Source organism: Mesorhizobium sp. CNPSo 4688, assembly GCF_057784295.1.
In genome coordinates this window covers 225,182-241,550 of the sequence record NZ_JBWLUY010000006.1, presented here as the reverse complement: position 1 = coordinate 241,550, position 16,369 = coordinate 225,182, and the positions used below count along the sequence as shown (strand labels likewise).

General features: G+C 63.1%; 14 protein-coding genes. 12 read left to right on the top strand and 2 right to left on the bottom strand.

Features of this window, described 5'->3' with window-relative positions; all coding sequences use genetic code 11:
• The first annotated feature begins 43 nt into the window (after positions 1-43).
• Genes araG through AC04SH_RS13330 form a run of 3 tightly spaced genes read left to right on the top strand, consistent with a single transcriptional unit; the run spans position 44 to position 3,320 of the window.
• On the top strand, positions 44-1,555 hold the full coding sequence (gene araG / locus AC04SH_RS13340) for an L-arabinose ABC transporter ATP-binding protein AraG (protein ID WP_488575360.1): 1,512 nt from the start codon (positions 44-46) through the stop codon (positions 1,553-1,555).
• 10 nt (positions 1,556-1,565) lie between these two features.
• Positions 1,566-2,516, top strand: a complete 951-nt coding sequence (gene araH, locus AC04SH_RS13335; protein WP_488575359.1) for an L-arabinose ABC transporter permease AraH — start codon at positions 1,566-1,568, stop codon at positions 2,514-2,516.
• Positions 2,517-2,540: 24 nt separating this feature from the next.
• A complete protein-coding gene (locus AC04SH_RS13330) occupies positions 2,541-3,320 on the top strand; it encodes an SDR family oxidoreductase (protein WP_488575358.1) in 780 nt (259 codons plus the stop codon).
• Positions 3,321-3,369: 49 nt separating this feature from the next.
• On the opposite strand, the gene AC04SH_RS13325 is transcribed toward AC04SH_RS13330, so the two are convergent.
• Entirely contained in the window at positions 3,370-4,317 is a 948-nt protein-coding gene (locus tag AC04SH_RS13325; RefSeq protein ID WP_488575357.1) for a GlxA family transcriptional regulator, read from the bottom strand.
• A gap of 87 nt (positions 4,318-4,404) precedes the next feature.
• Between AC04SH_RS13325 and AC04SH_RS13320 the strand changes: the two genes are divergently transcribed.
• The 7 genes from AC04SH_RS13320 to AC04SH_RS13290 all read left to right on the top strand — a co-directional run bounded on the left by AC04SH_RS13320 (position 4,405) and on the right by AC04SH_RS13290 (position 11,524).
• A complete protein-coding gene (locus AC04SH_RS13320; protein ID WP_488575356.1) occupies positions 4,405-5,112 on the top strand; it encodes a DJ-1/PfpI family protein in 708 nt (235 codons plus the stop codon).
• A gap of 120 nt (positions 5,113-5,232) precedes the next feature.
• Positions 5,233-5,967, top strand: coding sequence for a FadR/GntR family transcriptional regulator (locus AC04SH_RS13315; RefSeq protein ID WP_488575355.1), 735 nt, complete (start codon positions 5,233-5,235; stop codon positions 5,965-5,967).
• Positions 5,964-7,160 (top strand): PLP-dependent transferase, encoded by a 1,197-nt coding sequence (locus tag AC04SH_RS13310; protein WP_488575354.1) that lies wholly within the window; start codon positions 5,964-5,966, stop codon positions 7,158-7,160. The genes AC04SH_RS13315 and AC04SH_RS13310 overlap by 4 nt, the downstream gene beginning before the upstream one ends.
• Before the next feature lie 26 nt (positions 7,161-7,186).
• Positions 7,187-8,464 carry an ABC transporter substrate-binding protein gene (locus AC04SH_RS13305; RefSeq protein WP_488575353.1) on the top strand — a complete coding sequence of 426 codons (1,278 nt, stop codon included), beginning with the start codon at positions 7,187-7,189 and terminating at the stop codon, positions 8,462-8,464.
• Positions 8,465-8,681: 217 nt separating this feature from the next.
• Positions 8,682-9,605 carry a carbohydrate ABC transporter permease gene (locus tag AC04SH_RS13300; protein WP_477231682.1) on the top strand — a complete coding sequence of 308 codons (924 nt, stop codon included), beginning with the start codon at positions 8,682-8,684 and terminating at the stop codon, positions 9,603-9,605.
• Entirely contained in the window at positions 9,605-10,453 is an 849-nt protein-coding gene (locus tag AC04SH_RS13295; protein ID WP_488575352.1) for a carbohydrate ABC transporter permease, read from the top strand. Before AC04SH_RS13300 ends, AC04SH_RS13295 begins: the two co-directional genes overlap by 1 nt.
• Positions 10,454-10,456: 3 nt before the next feature.
• Complete coding sequence (locus AC04SH_RS13290; protein WP_488575351.1) at positions 10,457-11,524, top strand: ABC transporter ATP-binding protein; 1,068 nt, start codon at positions 10,457-10,459, stop codon at positions 11,522-11,524.
• A gap of 19 nt (positions 11,525-11,543) precedes the next feature.
• Here the strand turns inward: AC04SH_RS13290 and AC04SH_RS13285 are convergent, their stop codons facing one another.
• Positions 11,544-12,386, bottom strand: a complete 843-nt coding sequence (locus AC04SH_RS13285; RefSeq protein ID WP_112562145.1) for an AraC family transcriptional regulator — start codon at positions 12,384-12,386, stop codon at positions 11,544-11,546.
• Between the two features lie 246 nt (positions 12,387-12,632).
• On the opposite strand from AC04SH_RS13285, the gene melA reads away from it, so the two are divergent.
• Both melA and AC04SH_RS13275 read left to right on the top strand, forming a co-directional pair.
• On the top strand, positions 12,633-14,099 hold the full coding sequence (melA, locus tag AC04SH_RS13280) for an alpha-galactosidase (RefSeq protein WP_488575350.1): 1,467 nt from the start codon (positions 12,633-12,635) through the stop codon (positions 14,097-14,099).
• 95 nt (positions 14,100-14,194) lie between these two features.
• The gene (locus AC04SH_RS13275) at positions 14,195-16,306 is read left to right on the top strand and encodes an ABC transporter substrate-binding protein (RefSeq protein WP_488575349.1); all 2,112 of its coding nucleotides are present in this window, start codon (positions 14,195-14,197) and stop codon (positions 16,304-16,306) included.
• Positions 16,307-16,369: the final 63 nt, after the last annotated feature.

Genomic DNA, 16,369 nt, shown 5'->3' with positions numbered 1-16,369 from the left:
CATCCCGCCGCCTGTTTGGCATCACGCAGAAGGATCGACGCCAGTGTCCTTTCTCGATTTCTCGCGCATCACCAAGACCTATCCGGGCGTCAAGGCGCTGTCGGACGTCTCGTTCGGCGTCGACAAGGGCGCCGTGCATGGCCTGATGGGTGAGAACGGTGCCGGCAAATCCACGCTGATCAAGATCCTGTCCGGCGATCAGCATGCCGACGAGGGCGAAATCCGCATCGACGGCAAGGTTCAGGCCTATTCATCGACAAGGGACGCCTTCGACAATGGCGTCATCGTCATCCACCAGGAATTGCAGCTGGTGCCGGAACTCACCGTTGCCGAAAATCTCAGCCTCGGCCGTTTTCCCGCCAGCGCCGGCATCATCTCCCGCGCCACGATGCGGGACGATGTCGGCGCCAAGCTGAAATCGGCGGGCATCGACATCGACATCAGCCGCAAGGTCAAGACGCTGTCGATCGGCGAGCGCCAGATGGTCGAGATCGCCAAGGCGATCATGCTCGATGCGCGTGTCATCGCGCTGGACGAGCCGACCTCGTCGCTGTCGTCGCGCGAAAGCGAAATCCTGTTTGCCCTGATCGACCGGCTGCGCGGCGAGGGCAAGGTCATCATCTATGTCTCGCATCGGCTGGACGAAGTGTTCCGCCTCTGCGACAGCCTGACTGTGCTGCGCGACGGCAAGCTTGCGGCGCATCACGCATCGCTGAAGGATGTCACGCGCGACCAGGTCGTCGCCGAAATGGTCGGCCGCGAAATTTCTGATATCTGGGGTTTTCGTCCGCGCGCATCCGGCAATGTTCGGCTGAAGGTCGACGCTCTCTCCGGTTCAAAACTGAAGACGCCGGCAAGCTTCGAGGCGCGGGCCGGCGAGATCGTCGGTTTCTTCGGCCTGATCGGGGCGGGGCGCTCTGAGCTGATGCGACTGGTGTTTGGCGCCGACCCGCGCTCGGGCGGCACCATCAGTGTCGACGGCAAAATCGTCCATGCCGCCGATCCGCATGACGCGATCCGCGCCGGCATCGTGCTGTGCTCGGAAGACCGCAAGCATGACGGCATCATCCAGGGCCGCTCGATCGAGGAGAACATCAACATCTCGTCGCGGCGCCATCACACGCGTTTCGGTGTGCTGAACCGCGCCAGCGAGATCGCCACCGCCGAGACTTTCATCAAGAAGCTCAAGGTGCGCACGCCGTCGCGCAAGCAGGACATCATCAACCTGTCCGGCGGCAACCAGCAGAAGGTCATCCTGGGTCGCTGGCTATCGGAGCAGGGCGTGCGGGTGCTCATCGTCGACGAGCCGACGCGCGGCATCGATGTCGGCGCCAAAGCGGAAATCTATGAACTGCTCTACCAGCTTGCCGAGGACGGCATGGCGATCGTCGTGGTCTCGTCCGAACTGCCGGAGGTGATGGGCATTTGCGACCACATCCTGGTGATGTGCGGCGGACGCATCAGCGCCGAACTTACGCGCGACCAGTTCGCCGAAAAGGCGATCCTGGCCGCCGCTCTTCCCGATCAGAAAACACCTGACGCGATCGCATCCTGAGGATATTGCCATGACCGACCAGCTGAAGAAAATCCTGCTCGGCGAACAGGGCCTCGTCGTCATCTTTATCGTCGCCTTCGCGCTGGTGTCAGCTCTGGTGCCGAACTTCCTTACCGACCGCAACATGCTTGGCCTGCTGCAGTCGGTGGTCACCGTCGGCATCGTCGCCTGCACCATGATGTTCTGCCTCGCAGCGCGCGACTTCGACCTGTCGGTCGGTTCCATCGTCGCCTTTGCCGGCATGGTCGCTGTGATGGCGTCGAACTATACCGGCTCGATCGTGCTCGGCTTGCTGGCAGCCATCGTCTGCGGCGCCTTCGTCGGCTTCATCAATGGCGTCGTCATCGCCAAATTCCGCATCAACGCGCTGATCACGACACTGGCCACCATGCAGATCGTGCGCGGCTTCGCGCTGATTGCATCCGACGGCCGCGCGGTCGGCATCAACAGCCCGGATTTCTACCAGCTGGCGCTGTCGAAGCTGCTCGGCATTCCGACGCCGGTCTGGGTATTGGCCGTGCTGTTCTGCGTCTTCGGCTTCGTGCTCAACCGCACCGTCTTCGGCAAGAACACGCTGGCCATTGGCGGCAATCCCGAGGCCTCGCGCCTTGCCGGCGTCAATGTCGACTGGACGCGCATCTGGATTTTCGCGCTGCAAGGCGTGGTCTGCGGCATCGCCGGCATCCTTTTGGCCTCGCGCATCACGTCGGGCCAGCCCAATGCGGCGGTCGGGCTTGAACTCTCGGTCATCTCGGCCTGCGTGCTCGGCGGCGTCTCGCTCGCCGGCGGCCGTGCCACCATGTCGGGCGTCATCGTCGGCGTGCTGATCATGGGTATCGCCGAAAACGCCATGAACCTGCTCAACATCCCGGCCTTCTACCAGTACATTGTGCGCGGCGTGATCCTGCTGCTCGCCGTGCTGCTCGACAATCTGCGTTCGTCGGCACTGGGCCGGCGCTGACCATCTTCCAGGGGAGTGACAGCGATGGCTGAGCGCCTGTCCGGCAAACGCATCTTCCTGACCGGCGCCGCGCAAGGCATCGGGCTTGCCATTGCCGAGGCCTGCCTGGCCGAGGGAGCAAAGCTGTTCCTGGTCGACCGCGACGGTGCGCTGCTCAACAAGACGGTCGCCGGTCTTGCCGCGCCCCGGGGGCATGTCGGGCACGTTGCAGCTGACATCAGCGACGGGGCCGCGATTGCCGCAGCGGTTAGACAAGCAGCCGATGCAATCGGGCCGATCAACGCGCTGATCAACAATGCCGGGATGAATGTGTTCTCGACGCCGCTCGAGGCGAGCGAGGAGGAGTGGAACCGCAATTTCGACGTCAACGTCAAAGGCGCCTGGAACTGCGCCAAGGCGGCGCTGCCGGGCATGATTTCAAGCGGCGGCGGGGCGATCCTCAACATCGCCTCGACGCACGGCTTCACCATCATTCCGCACACATTTCCTTATCCGGTCGCCAAGCACGCACTGCTTGGCCTGACCAAATCGCTGGCGCTGGAATATGCCGGGCAAGGCGTGCGCGTGAACGCGCTGGCGCCCGGCTATGTCGAGACGCAGAAGGCGACCGATTACTGGAACAGTTTTGCCGATCCGGCGGCGGCGCGCGCCAAGACGCTGGCGCTGCATCCCGGCGGCCGCATCGCCTCGGCGCGCGAGATCGCGCTTGCCGCTGTGTTCATGATTTCCGACGAGTGCCCGTTCATGAACGCGGCGACCCTGGTCGTCGATGGCGGGCTCAGCCAGCTGCAGCATCCCGCCTGAACGCTGCGAAATAACCAAGAGACGATCGCAGATGGAGCGAGCATTGCGATTAGAAACGCTCGCGATAGTCGCGCGGGTTGGTGCCCAGCACGCGTAGGAAACCGCGCCGCATCGTTTCTTCCGAGCCGAAACCGCAGCGGCGTGCCGTCTGGTTGACGGGCTGGCCGTGCTCCAGCATCCGTCGCGCCGCCTCGATGCGGATCTCCTCAATGGCGCGGGCGGGTGTCCGGCCGGTGGCCTCGCGATAGCGCCGCGAGAAGCTGCGCGGGCTCATATTGGCGTGGTCGGCCAGTTGCGCCAGCGACAGGTCGCCGGCCAGGTTTTCGAGGATCCAACCATGCAGCCGATCGAAGCGCCCATCGCCTTGCTGCAGCTTGAGGGTCTGGCTGAATTGCGCCTGGCCGCCGGGGCGTTTCAGGAAGACCACCAACTCGCGCGCCACCGCCAGCGCCGTGTGCCGGCCAAGGTCGGCCTCGACGAGGGAGAGGGCGAGATCGATCCCCGCCGTTACACCGGCGGACGTCCAGACATTGCCGTCGCGGATGAAGATCGGATCGGGTTCGAGGCGGACTGCCGGAAAGCGCCGGGCGAACTCCGCGCAGCGTCCCCAGTGGGTCACGGCGCGGCGGCCGTCGAGCAGGCCCGCCTGCGCCAGCAGCATGGCGCCGCTGCAGACCGAGGCGGTTCGCGTGGCATCGCGCGAGCGGCAGGCGATCCACTGGACCAGCCCGGGATCGTCGCAGGCCGCGTTGACGCCCCATCCGCCGGGCACGATCAACGTATCGATCTCACCTCCGTGTGTCGGCAGCGCCGCGGTCTCCAGCACGAGCCCGGCCGATGTTCGGATCCGCGGCGAGGCTGCGACGACCACGACCTCGTAGGGCACCGGTTCGCCGGCCTGCCTCTTGAAGTCGTTAGCGCTGGCAAAGACCTGAAGCGGTCCACTGACATCGAGGAGCTGGATGTCGGGATAGGCAAGCACTTCGATACGGCGCATCGGGTTTGGCCTGAAACGAGGGATGAATGGCAATCGCGCCAAAGCATGATGCCGTAGATTGGCTGAAGTCAACCCACGGAGATTTCCATGCCCCTGCGTTTCGGCATCCTCGTATTCCCCAACGTGCAACAGCTCGATCTCACCGGTCCCTACGAAGTCATGGCATCGGCCAAGGGCGCGGAAGTGGAATTGATCTGGAAGGATCGCAACCCGGTGATGTCCTCGACACGGCTGTCTCTCACGCCGACCGCGACCTTCGACGATTGCCCGCCGCTCGACGTGCTGTGCATTCCAGGCGGAGGCGGGGCCAACCCACTGCTGGAGGACCAGACAGTCCTCGATTTCGTGTGGGAGCGCGCAGCGCAGGTGCGCTACATCACCTCGGTGTGCAGCGGCGCCCTGGTGCTCGGCGCGGCCGGGCTGCTCAGGGGCAAGCGGGCGACGACGCACTGGTATGCGCATGATTTCCTTGAAGAGTTCGGGGCGATCCCCGTCGATGAGCGTATCGTGGAGGACGGCAAGCTGATCACCGCCGGCGGCGTCACTTCCGGGATCGATTTCGGGCTGGCGCTGGTTGCGAGGCTGCTCGGGCAGGAGGAGGCCGAGATCGTGCAGCTCTCGCTCGAATATGCGCCTGCGCCTCCTTTCCGGTCGGGCACGCCCGCCGAGGCTTCGGCTGCCGTACTGGCGCAGGCAAAAGAGCGCCTCTCGGGCTCGAGGCGGGTTCGCGAGGAGATGTTTGCGCGCTGGCGCGCCGCCCGCGAGGCCGCCGAACCGGCGCGCATCCACGGCTGAAGCGGCATGGCCGAGGGCGCACATGGTCGTCCCTCGGCTCATGCGTTTCCGCTGTTGACACGTTCCTTCGTCTGTGCAGGAATTGGTTGGACCATTGAACCACTTTGAGTTTGCACAGGCGTGACCGAATTCAGCCTTCCGCCGATCCAGACGACGGCCCGCGACGATGCGGTGCTGAAGGCGTTGGCCGGCTTTGTCATGCGCGAAAAGCTGGAACCCGGTGAAAAACTGCCGACCGAACGCATCCTCGCTGAGCGCCTCAAGGTCAGCCGCAACACGGTGCGCGAGGCGCTGACGCGCTGGGAAGGGCTTGGCCTGGTCGAGCGCCGGCAAGGCTCGGGCACCTACCTCAAGGCCGCCGTCTCGCTCGACATGCTGCACATGCCGCTGACGCTCGCCGGCGGCAATGATTTCACCGGCCTGATGCGCACGCTGGAAATCCGCCGCGCGCTCGAAGCCGAAGCCGCCGCGCTTTGCGCTGTCCGCGCCGACGAGGACGACCTCGCCGAGATCGAGCGCAAGCTCGACATCATGGAAGACGCCTTTAAGATGCGCGCCGGCATGTCGTCGGAAGAGGACTGGGAGTTCCACCAGGCGATCTACCGCGCCTCCGGCAATCCGCTGTTCGAGCAGATCATCGCCGCCATGCACGAGCTGTTCCACCGCTTCTGGGAGCATCCGCTTGGCGTGCGCGATTTCGGCCATGCCAGCTTCCCCTACCACCGCACCATCTTCAATTGCATCGCCGCGCACGACCCGGAAGGCGCCCGGGCGGAGGCGCTGAAGCTGATCGCTACCGTCGAGGACGACCTGAAGCGCGGCGCGGCCAACCTCAAACTTTCAGACCGCAAATGAACGAGCACAGCTTCGACCCAGGCACTTCCGGCACCGACTATCTCGCGGAGGCGGCGACGCTGCTGGCGCATGACGATCCGTTCCCCGGCAATGCCGTGGTGCCGCCGATCTACCAGACCTCGCTGTTCACCTTCGGCAGCTATGCCGAGATGGCCGACACCTTTGCCGGCCGCCGCAAGCAGCCGATCTATTCGCGCGGCGACAATCCGACGGTGATGGAGTTCGAGGCGCGCGTCGCAGCCCTTGAAGGTGCTGAAGCCGCGCGCGGCTTCAGCAGCGGCATGGCGGCAATCAGCTCCACGCTGCTTGCCTTCGTCGGCGCCGGCGAGCGCATCGTCGCCGTGCGCAACTGCTATGGCGACGCCTACCGGCTGTTCGAGCGGCTGTTCCCGCGTCTGAACATCAAGGTGGACTATGTCGACGGCTCCGATCCGGACGCGATCGCGGCGGCGCTGCCCGGCGCTAAACTGCTTTATCTGGAAAGCCCGACCTCGATGATGTTCGAGCTGCAGGACATCGCGCATCTGGCGCGGCTGGCGAAAGAGCAGGGCATCGTCACCACCATCGACAATTCCTGGGCGACGCCGGTGTTCCAGAAACCGATCCTGCACGGCGTCGACCTCGTGCTGCACTCGGCCTCCAAATATCTCGGCGGCCACAGCGACACCGTCGCCGGCGTGGTGGCGGGCTCGGCCGCCCACATCAAGCACATCAACGATCAGACCTACTCCCAGCTCGGCGCCAAGCTGTCGCCTTTCGAGGGCTGGCTGCTGCTGCGCGGCCTGCGCACGCTGCCGTTGAGGCTGCCGCATCACATGAAGAGCGGGCTCACCATCGCCGAGCGGCTGAAGGCGCATGACAAGGTCGAGCGGGTCAATCATCCCGCCTATTCCAACCATCCCGGCAAGAAGACGCTTGCCGGCTATGCCGGGCTGTTCTCCTTCGAGGTGACGGAGGATGTCGACATTCCGGTTTTCGTCGATGCGCTGAAATTCTTCCGCATCGGCGTCAGCTGGGGCGGCCATGAAAGCCTGGTCGTGCCGGCAAAAGCCTCGCTCGAGCAGACGCCGGGTCTGAATTCGATGGCGCGCTTCGGCGTCAGCCCCCGAACCATCCGCTTCAATGTCGGATTGGAAAGCGTCGAGGACCTCTGGGCCGACATCGCCCAGGCCTTCGACAAAGCAAAAAAATAACTGGGTTCAAAATGGGAGTTCTGAACATGAGAAGACTGACAGTCATGCTTGCCACTGCTGCCGGCCTGGCGATTTCCGCCAGCGGCGCGCTGGCCGACACCACACTCAAGCTGGTCGAGGTCATCACCAGCCCGCAGCGCACCGAATTCCTGAAGAAGCAGATCGCCGAGTTCGAGGCCGCCAATGCGGGCGTCAAGGTCGAGGTGGTCTCGCTGCCCTGGGGCCAGGCGTTCGAGAAATTCCTCACCATGGTGCAGGCCGGGGATACGCCCGACATCGTCGAGATGCCGGAGCGCTGGATGGGCCTCTATGCCACCAACGGCCAGCTCGAGGATCTCGGCCCCTACATGGCCAAATGGGACGACGCCAAGACGCTCGGCGAGCGCGCCAAGCAGTTCGGCTCGACCGTCAACAACACCCAGTTCATGATCCCCTACGGCTATTATGTGAACGCGCTGTTCTGGAACAAGAAGCTGTTCAAGGAAGCCGGTCTCGACGGCCCGCCGGCGACGCTCGACGACTTCATCGCCGACTCCAAGAAGATCTCCGCCATTCCGGGCAAATACGGCTATTGCTTGCGCGGCGGCCCGGGCGCCTTCAACGGCATGCACATGTTCATGAACATCGCTCAGGGCAAGGGCGGCTACTTCAACGAGGACGGCACCTCGACCATCAATGAGGAAGGCTCGGTCAAGGGCCTGCAGATGCTGGCCGACATGTACAAGGACGGGCTGGCGCCGAAGGATGCGGTGAGCTGGGGCTTCAACGAGACCGTCACCGGTTTCTATTCCGGCACCTGCGCCATGCTCAACCAGGATCCGGATGCGCTGATCGGCATTGCCGACAAGATGAGCGCCGACGATTTTGCCGTGGCGCCGCTGCCGGTCGGACCGAGCGGCAAATCCTATCCGACGCTGGGCTATGCCGGCTGGGCGATGTTTGCCAATTCGCAGCACAAGGACGATGCCTGGAAGCTGATGGCGACGCTGCTGTCGCCCAAGGACAATCTGGAGTGGGCCAAGGAAGTCGGCGTCGTGCCGATCCATAATGGCGCCGACCAGGATGCCCATTTCAAGACCGAGCAGTTCAAGGGCTGGTTCACCGAGCTCAGCGACACCTCCAAATATGAAATGGTGACGCCGCCGACGCATCTGGAGAACCTCGGCAACTTCGTCGACCAGGTGGCGATCAAGAATTTCCAGGAAGTGCTGCTCGGCCAGAAGTCGGCCAAGGACGTTGCCGATCAATGGGCTGCGTTCCTGACCAAGGAACAGCAGGACTGGCTGGCCAAGAACAAAAAGTAGGCGCCGCCTTCTTCTTCCTTCTCCCCGTTTACAGGGAGAAGGCGGGATGAGGGGCTGTGCAAGCACCCCAAGGCTGGCGCTGCCCCTCATCTGCCTGCTCGTCCTCCGCCGCAGCTGCGTTGCAGCTTCGGAGGGTGGACCGACATCTTTCCCCGTAAGTGGGGACGACGCTTGGTCGCCAATCCCGGCGCTCCTCGAGGAGACGATTTAGCACCCGATGACCTATGCCGTGTCCGAAATACGATCCGCCGGCCGGCCGCGAAAGAAGCGGCTGACGCATGCCGCCATCGAACCCTGGCTTTATCTCAGCCCGGCGATCGTTCTGCTCGTCGTGGTGCTGTTGGTGCCGTTGATCATCGGCATCAGCTATTCCTTCCGCAAATTCTCCGCGTTCAAATCCGAATATGTCGGTCTCGGGCAGTATCAGGCGATGCTGACCGACCAGGTGCTGGGGCAGGCGCTGGTCAACACGCTGTGGTGGACCGTCGCCAGCCTGTTCTTCCAGTTCTTCCTCGGGCTGGGTCTCGCGCTGCTGCTCGACAAGCCGTTCATTGGCCGCAAGTTCGTCCAGGCGGTGGTGTTCCTGCCCTGGGCGGTGCCGTCTTTCCTGTCTGGCTTGACCTGGGCCTGGCTCTTCAATCCGATCATCGGGCCGCTGCCGCATTGGCTGTTTGCCCTCGGGCTGAAGGCCGAGCCGACCAATGTGCTTTCCGATCCCGCCACCGCCATGTGGGGGCCGATCATCGCCAACATCTGGTTCGGCATCCCCTTCTTCGCCATCACGCTGCTGGCGGCGCTGAAGTCGATCCCTTCGGAATTGCATGAGGCGGCGGCCATCGATGGCGCTTCGCCCTGGCAGCGCTTCACCAAGGTAACGCTGCCTTTCCTGGCGCCGACCATCGTCATCACCGTCATGCTGCGCACGATCTGGATCGCCACCTTCGCCGATCTGATCTTCGTCATGACCGAAGGCGGGCCGGCGGGCTCGACCAGTACGGTGCCGGTCTACATCTATGTCAGCGCCTTCAAGTCGCTGGACAAGGGCTATGCCTCGGCGGTCGCGGTGCTTCTGCTGGTCTTGCTCATCGCCTATGCGATCGCGCTGATCGCCATCCGCCGCTTGCTGGTGAGGCACGTCTGATGATCGCCGGACGCTCCACCTCCTCGCGCATCTTCAGCGGCATCGGCCTCTACGCCGCGATTGCGGCCTACATGATCTTCGCGCTGTTCCCGATTTTCTGGACGCTGAAGATTTCTGTGACGCCGGAGCGGCTGCTCTATTCCGAAGGCATCACTTTGTGGCCCTCGGAAACGACATTCCACAACTTCATCACCGTGCTCGAAGCCTCTGATTTCCCGCGCTATTTCCTCAACAGCGTCATCGTCTCGGTGTCGACGGCAGCCTTCGTCACCATCATCGCCACGCTCGCCGGCTACGCCATGTCGCGCTTCACCTTCCGCGGCAAGGCGACATTGGCGATCATGCTTTTGCTGACGCAAACCTTCCCGCTGGTGATGGTCATCCCGCCGATCTACCGCGTCATGGGCGAGCTTGGCCTGACCAACAGTCTGGTCGGGCTGATCATCATCTACACCGCCTTCAACACCGCCTTCGCCACCTTCCTGATGCAGTCCTTCTTCGACGGCATTCCGAAGGACTTGGAAGAAGCGGCGATGATCGACGGCTGCACCCGTGCGCAGGCAATGCGCAAGGTGATCGTGCCGCTGACCTTGCCCGGCATGGGCGCAACGCTCGGCTTCGTCTTCACCGCCGCCTGGAGCGAATTGCTGTTCGCGCTGATGCTGATCTCCAGCGACGACCAGAAGACGTTTGCCGTCGGGCTGCTCACCTATATCGGCAAGTTCGCCGTCGACTGGGGGCAGATGATGGCGGCGTCGATCCTGGCGCTGATCCCGGTCTGCATCTTCTTCGCCTTCCTGCAACGCTATCTCGTCACCGGCCTGACCGCCGGCGCGGTCAAAGGATAATCGATGGCTTCCGTCACGCTGCAAAACGTCGAGAAGGACTACGGTTCGCTGCGCATCCTGCACGGCGTCGATCTCGAAATCGCCGATGGCGAATTCGTCGTGTTGGTCGGCCCGTCCGGCTGCGGCAAGTCGACTCTGTTGCGCATGATCGCCGGGCTGGAGGAGGTTTCCGGCGGCGAGATCCGCATCGGCGAGCGGCTGGTCAATGACGTAGCACCCAAGGACCGCGACATTGCCATGGTGTTCCAGTCCTACGCGCTTTACCCGCATATGGATGTGTCATCGAATATGGGCTTCAGCCTGCTGCTCAAGAAGGCGGAGAAGACGACGATCGACGGCAGGGTCGGGGCGGCCGCCAAGCGGCTCGGCCTCGACAGTTTCCTCGGCCGGCTGCCGCGGCAATTGTCCGGGGGCCAACGCCAGCGCGTGGCCATGGGCCGCGCCATCGTGCGCGATCCCAAAGTGTTCCTCTTCGACGAACCGCTCAGCAATCTCGACGCCAAGCTGCGGGTGCATATGCGCGCCGAGATCAAGGCGCTGCACCAGCAGCTGAAAACCACTTCGGTCTATGTCACGCACGACCAGATCGAAGCCATGACCATGGCCGACCGCATCGTCGTCATGCATGACGGCTATGTCCAACAGGTCGGCCATCCGCTCGAACTTTACGACCGGCCGGTCAACACCTTCGTCGCCGGCTTCATCGGCTCGCCCGGCATGAACTTTTTGCCGGCGACGGTCGCCAAGGGTGGCAAGGTCGATGCGGTGCTGGCCGACGGCCAGAAGCTGAGATTGCCTGATGGTCTGCCGCTCAAGGATGGCGACAAGCTCACCGTCGGGCTGCGGCCGGAACACATCCAGCTCGTCGACGACGGAGCGCTCAAGGCCGAGGTCGAGGTGGTCGAGCCGCTCGGTCTGTCGACGCAGTTCTATGTCAGGTTCGCGGGGCAGCTGGTCTGCGTCTTCGTCATGGGGCGCAGCACTATCCGGCCGGGCGACACGGTGCGGCTGTCCGCCGATCCGGCGGCGCTGCACCTGTTCGATCCGGAAAGCGGCAACCGCATCGGGTGAGAGTGCCTGAAGTCCCTCCTTACCGGTGGTTGCCCAGGCTGGCATACATGCCGGTGGTGCGGAACTGCGTCGGGTTGATGCCGTAGAGCCGGCGGAAGACTTTCGAAAAATAGTTGGCGTCCTCGAACCCGCACAATATGGCGACCTCCTTGACCGGCAGGAAATCGGCCCTGGTCAGAAGTTTCGCTGCCCGCTGCAGCCGCTGCTGCAGCACGAATTCGGCAGGCGGAATGCCTTCGCTTTCGGCGAAGCACCGCGAGAAATGCGCGCGGCTGAGGCCGCTGATCTGGACGAGATCGGCCACCGGCAAGGGCTTGTCGAGATTGGCGTTGATATGGTCGATCACCGGCTGCATGGCGCTCTGTTTCTCGGTGAAGGCGTGCGAGCCGAAGACATCGTCGTAAAGCGCCATCGCCGCCTCGTAGGCGATCGCCGAAGCAGCGCCCGGCGAAGCGCCGCCCTTGATCAGGCGCAGGCTGCAATCGGCGAGATGATCGATCGTCTCCGGCTGCAGCCGGAACACCGGGCCGGAGACGCTGAGAATGGATTTGTGGATGCGCAGCGCCTCTTCGCCATTCATCGAGATCCAGAAATATTCCCAGCGGTCGCCTTTCTCCAGCCAGTAGCGATGGTTGTGCGGCACCAGAACCAGCAGCGTGTCGTTCGCCTGCAGGCGGTAGTTGCGGTTTTCGTAGCGCAGCTGGCCAGTGCCGCTGATAGTGTGCTGCAGCACGGTAAATGGTGTCTGGCCGCGCTTTCGCCCATCCCAGTCGTAGGTGACACCCTCGCGCACCTCATAGCCGGTGCTGGTCGGCATGGCATGCAGGCGCTGGCGGCCGCGCGGCAGCGAGATGGTGCGCATCAACTGTCCGTTCGCGATCAGGTCACGCAGCACAAAATTACCCTCGAAAGCATAAACGTTCTCTGGCCGCGCCCTGGAATAACGGCATAATCCAAATCCTGAGAACGCGAAAGACCCGCGGTCGAGGAGCGGGCGGGAGGAGAATGAGCCGGAATTCCGGCTCGAATGGCATGCGCGCCACGGCGCGCCGCCATGCGCTCCTCCGTTGCTCCTTGCCTGGCATTCGACTGGATCGAGGTGAAGGTGATGAGTTTCAAAATCGCTATTATCGGCGCCGGTAGTGTCGGCTTCACCAAAAAGCTGTTCACCGACATTTTGTGCGTTCCGGAATTCGCCGACATCGAATTCGCGCTGACCGATCTCAGCGAGCACAATCTCGGGATGATCAAGGCGATCCTCGACCGCATCGTCGAGGCCAACAGTCTGCCGACAAAGGTCACCGCGACCACCGACCGCCGCAAGGCGCTCGAAGGCGCGCGCTATGTCATCAGCTGCGTGCGGGTCGGCGGGCTCGAAGCCTATGCCGACGACATCCGCATTCCCTTGAAATACGGCATCGACCAGTGCGTCGGTGACACGATCTGCGCCGGCGGCATCCTCTACGGCCAGCGCAACATTCCGGTCATCCTCGACTTCTGCAAGGACATATTGGAGGTCGCCGAGCCGGGCGCCAAATTCCTCAATTATGCCAACCCGATGGCGATGAACACCTGGGCGGCGATCGAGTACGGCAAGGTCGACACGGTCGGCTTGTGCCACGGCGTCCAGCACGGCGCCGCACAGATCGCCGAAGTGCTCGGCGCCAAATCGCATGGCGAACTCGACTATGTCTGCTCCGGCATCAACCATCAGACCTGGTTCATCGATCTGCGCCTCAACGGCCGCAGAATAGGCAAGGACGAACTGGTCGCCGCCTTCGAGGCGCATCCGGTGTACTCGCAGCAGGAGAAACTGCGTATCGACGTGCTGAAGCGCTTCGGTGTCTACTCAACCGAAAGCAACGGCCATCTTTCCGAATATCTGCCCTGGTATCGCAAGCGGCCGGACGAAATCACCCGCTGGATCGACATGTCCGACTGGATCCACGGCGAGACCGGCGGCTACCTCCGCTATTCCACCGAAACGCGCAACTGGTTCGAGACGGAGTATCCGCAGTTCCTCGAAGCGGCGTCGCAGCCGATCGATCCGGCCAAGCGCTCCAACGAGCATGCCAGCCGCATCCTCGAAGCGCTGGAGACCAACCGCGTCTATCGCGGTCATTTCAACGTCAAGAACACCGGCATCATCACCAATCTGCCGCAGGACGCCATCATCGAGTCGCCTGGCTTCGTCGACCGCTTCGGCATCAACATGGCTTCCGGCATCACGCTGCCGGAAGCGTGCGCGGCCACCTGCATTTCGTCGATCAACGTCCAGCGCATGTCGGTGCATGCGGCGATATCAGGTGACATCGACCTGTTGAAACTCGCCGTGCTGCACGATCCGCTGGTGGGTGCGGTGTCGACGCCGGAAGAGGTTTGGCAGATGGTCGACGAGATGGTCGTCGCCCAGGCGCGTTGGCTGCCGCAATACGCCGAGGCCGTGCCGTCGGCCAAGGAACGGCTTTCGAAATCGAAGGTGAAGACCCGCGACTGGGCGGGCGCGGCGCGGCGCAATGTGCGCTCGATCGAGGAGCTGCGCGCCGAGAAGACGGCACTGAAACAGGCCGGCTGAAATGCTTGCGGCGAACCGCGGGAGGCCGGTTCGCCAATCAGCCGTCGTGAAGTGATGCAGGCAGCAGCAGACGTCGAAACATCTGGGAGGAGACTATGAGGAACTTTCGCAGAATTCGCATTCTCGCCGGGCGAAGAATTGGCATTCTCGCCGGCATGGCGCTGAGCGTCTCGGCATCGGCGCTCAGCAGCGCATACGCATCGGAGCCGACCGTGCCGCCGGTGCCGGCGCAGTTTCCAGCCGAGGGCAAGATCAAATATGTCGCCCGCGATTCCATCCTGGAATTCAAGGCGCTGCCCGAATATCACGAGCCCGACTGGGTCACCGAAAAATACGTCAAGACCGGCAAGCTGCCACCGGTCAAGGATCGCCTGCCGAAGGAGCCGCTGGTGTTCAAGACCAGCAACATGCCGGACGGCATCGGCGTCTATGGCGACACCATGCGCCACGTCATTGGCGGCCGGCCGGAGGGCTGGAACTATGGCGCCGGCCAGACGCAAGGATGGGGCGGCATCGACATCGGCCTCTCCGAATGCCTGACGCGCACCGCGCCCTTGTTCCAGGTCGAGGCCAAGGACACCGAACCGCTGCCGAACCTCGCCAAAAGCTGGGACTGGTCGAAGGACGGCCACACGCTGACGATGCACCTGGTCGAAGGCGCCAAATGGTCTGACGGCGTTGCGTTCAATGCCGACGATGTCATGTTCTACTGGGACGACGAAGTGGTCGATCCCAATGTCTCGCCGCTAAACGGCGCCACAGCGGAAACCTTCGGTGTCGGCACGACGCTGAAGAAGATCGACGACTACACCGTCGAATGGACGTTCAAGGACGCCTTTCCCAAGCAGTATCTCTATGCCATGGCCTATGGCACTTTCTGCCCCGGCCCCGCGCATATATTGAAACCGCAGCATCCGAAATATTCGAAGAACACCTACGATCAGTTCAAGAATGCGTTCCCGCCGGAATATATGAATATGCCGGTGATGGGCGCCTGGGTGCCGGTGGAGTATCGGCCCGATGACATCATCGTCCTTCGCCGCAATCCCTACTACTGGAAGGTCGACGAGAAGGGGAACCAACTGCCCTATCTCAACGAGCTGCACTATAAGCTGTCGACCTGGGCCGACCGCGATGTCCAGGCTGTTGCCGGAGCCGCCGATTTCTCCAATCTCGAGCAGCCGGAAAACTTCGTCGCTTCGCTGAAGCGCGCGGCGGACAAGGACGCACCGGCCCGGCTCGCCTTCGGCCCGCGCCTGATCGGCTACAATCTGCGCATGAATTTCTCCGCCAATGGCTGGGGCAACCCGGACGAACGCGGTCAGGCGATCCGCGAGCTCAACCGCAATGAGGACTTCCGCAAGGGCATCACCATGGCGCTCGACCGCAAGGCGCTCGGCGACTCGCTGGTCAAGGGTCCGTTCACCGCCATCTACCCCGGCGGCTTTTCTTCCGGCACCAGCTTCTATGACCGCAACTCGACCGTCTACTACCCCTTCGATCTCGAAGGCGCCAAGGCGGAGCTCGCCAAGGCCGGCCTCAAGGATACGGACGGCGACGGTATCGTGAACTTCCCAGCCGGCACCGCCGGCGGCAAGGATGTCGAGATCGTGATGCTGGTCAACAACGACTACACCACCGACAAGAGCCTTGCGGAAGGCGTCGTCGCGCAGATGGAGAAGCTGGGCTTGAGGGTCGTGCTCAACGGCCTCAATGGCACCCAGCGCGATGCCACGCAATATTCCGGCCGCTTCGACTGGCTGATCCGGCGCAACGAGCAGGAGTTGACCTCCGTCGTGCAGAATACTGTGCAACTCGCTCCCGTCGGCCCCAAGACCAGTTGGGATCACCGCGCGCCGGAAAGCGGCCAGGTCGACCTGATGCCTTTCGAAAAGGATCTCGTCGACATCGTCAACAAGTTCGTCTCCTCGTCAGACAATGACGAGCGCGCCAGCCTGATGAAGGAGTTCCAGAAGATCTCGACCGAGCATGTCTACAATGTCGGCCTAACGGAATATCCCGGCGCCTTGATCATCAACAAGCGCTTCTCCAACATTCCGCAGGGAACGCCGATCTTCATGTTCAATTGGGCCGAGGATTCGATCGTGCGCGAACGCGTGTTCGTCGCGGCCGACAAGCAGCAGAAATACGAACTCTTTCCCGAGCAGCTTCCCGGCAAGCCCGGCGACAAGGGTCCGACAAACTGAGTTACCTCCCCTGGCTGACGCCCGGCCGCGCTGCACGCGCGGCCGGGACGGAGTAAGGTCAGC

Bases quoted from the DNA above. Each gene is read 5' to 3' on its own strand.
- AC04SH_RS13320 (WP_488575356.1), top strand. From the start codon at position 4,405: ATGCCCCTGCGTTTCGGCATCCTCGTATTCCCCAACGTGCAACAGCTC.
- AC04SH_RS13310 (WP_488575354.1), top strand. From the start codon at position 5,964: ATGAACGAGCACAGCTTCGACCCAGGCACTTCCGGCACCGACTATCTC.
- araH (WP_488575359.1), top strand. From the start codon at position 1,566: ATGACCGACCAGCTGAAGAAAATCCTGCTCGGCGAACAGGGCCTCGTC.
- AC04SH_RS13325 (WP_488575357.1), bottom strand. From the start codon at position 4,317: ATGCGCCGTATCGAAGTGCTTGCCTATCCCGACATCCAGCTCCTCGAT.
- AC04SH_RS13300 (WP_477231682.1), top strand. From the start codon at position 8,682: ATGACCTATGCCGTGTCCGAAATACGATCCGCCGGCCGGCCGCGAAAG.
- AC04SH_RS13285 (WP_112562145.1), bottom strand. From the start codon at position 12,386: ATGCGCACCATCTCGCTGCCGCGCGGCCGCCAGCGCCTGCATGCCATG.
- AC04SH_RS13305 (WP_488575353.1), top strand. From the start codon at position 7,187: ATGAGAAGACTGACAGTCATGCTTGCCACTGCTGCCGGCCTGGCGATT.
- AC04SH_RS13290 (WP_488575351.1), top strand. From the start codon at position 10,457: ATGGCTTCCGTCACGCTGCAAAACGTCGAGAAGGACTACGGTTCGCTG.
- AC04SH_RS13295 (WP_488575352.1), top strand. From the start codon at position 9,605: ATGATCGCCGGACGCTCCACCTCCTCGCGCATCTTCAGCGGCATCGGC.
- AC04SH_RS13275 (WP_488575349.1), top strand. From the start codon at position 14,195: ATGAGGAACTTTCGCAGAATTCGCATTCTCGCCGGGCGAAGAATTGGC.
- AC04SH_RS13330 (WP_488575358.1), top strand. From the start codon at position 2,541: ATGGCTGAGCGCCTGTCCGGCAAACGCATCTTCCTGACCGGCGCCGCG.
- melA (WP_488575350.1), top strand. From the start codon at position 12,633: ATGAGTTTCAAAATCGCTATTATCGGCGCCGGTAGTGTCGGCTTCACC.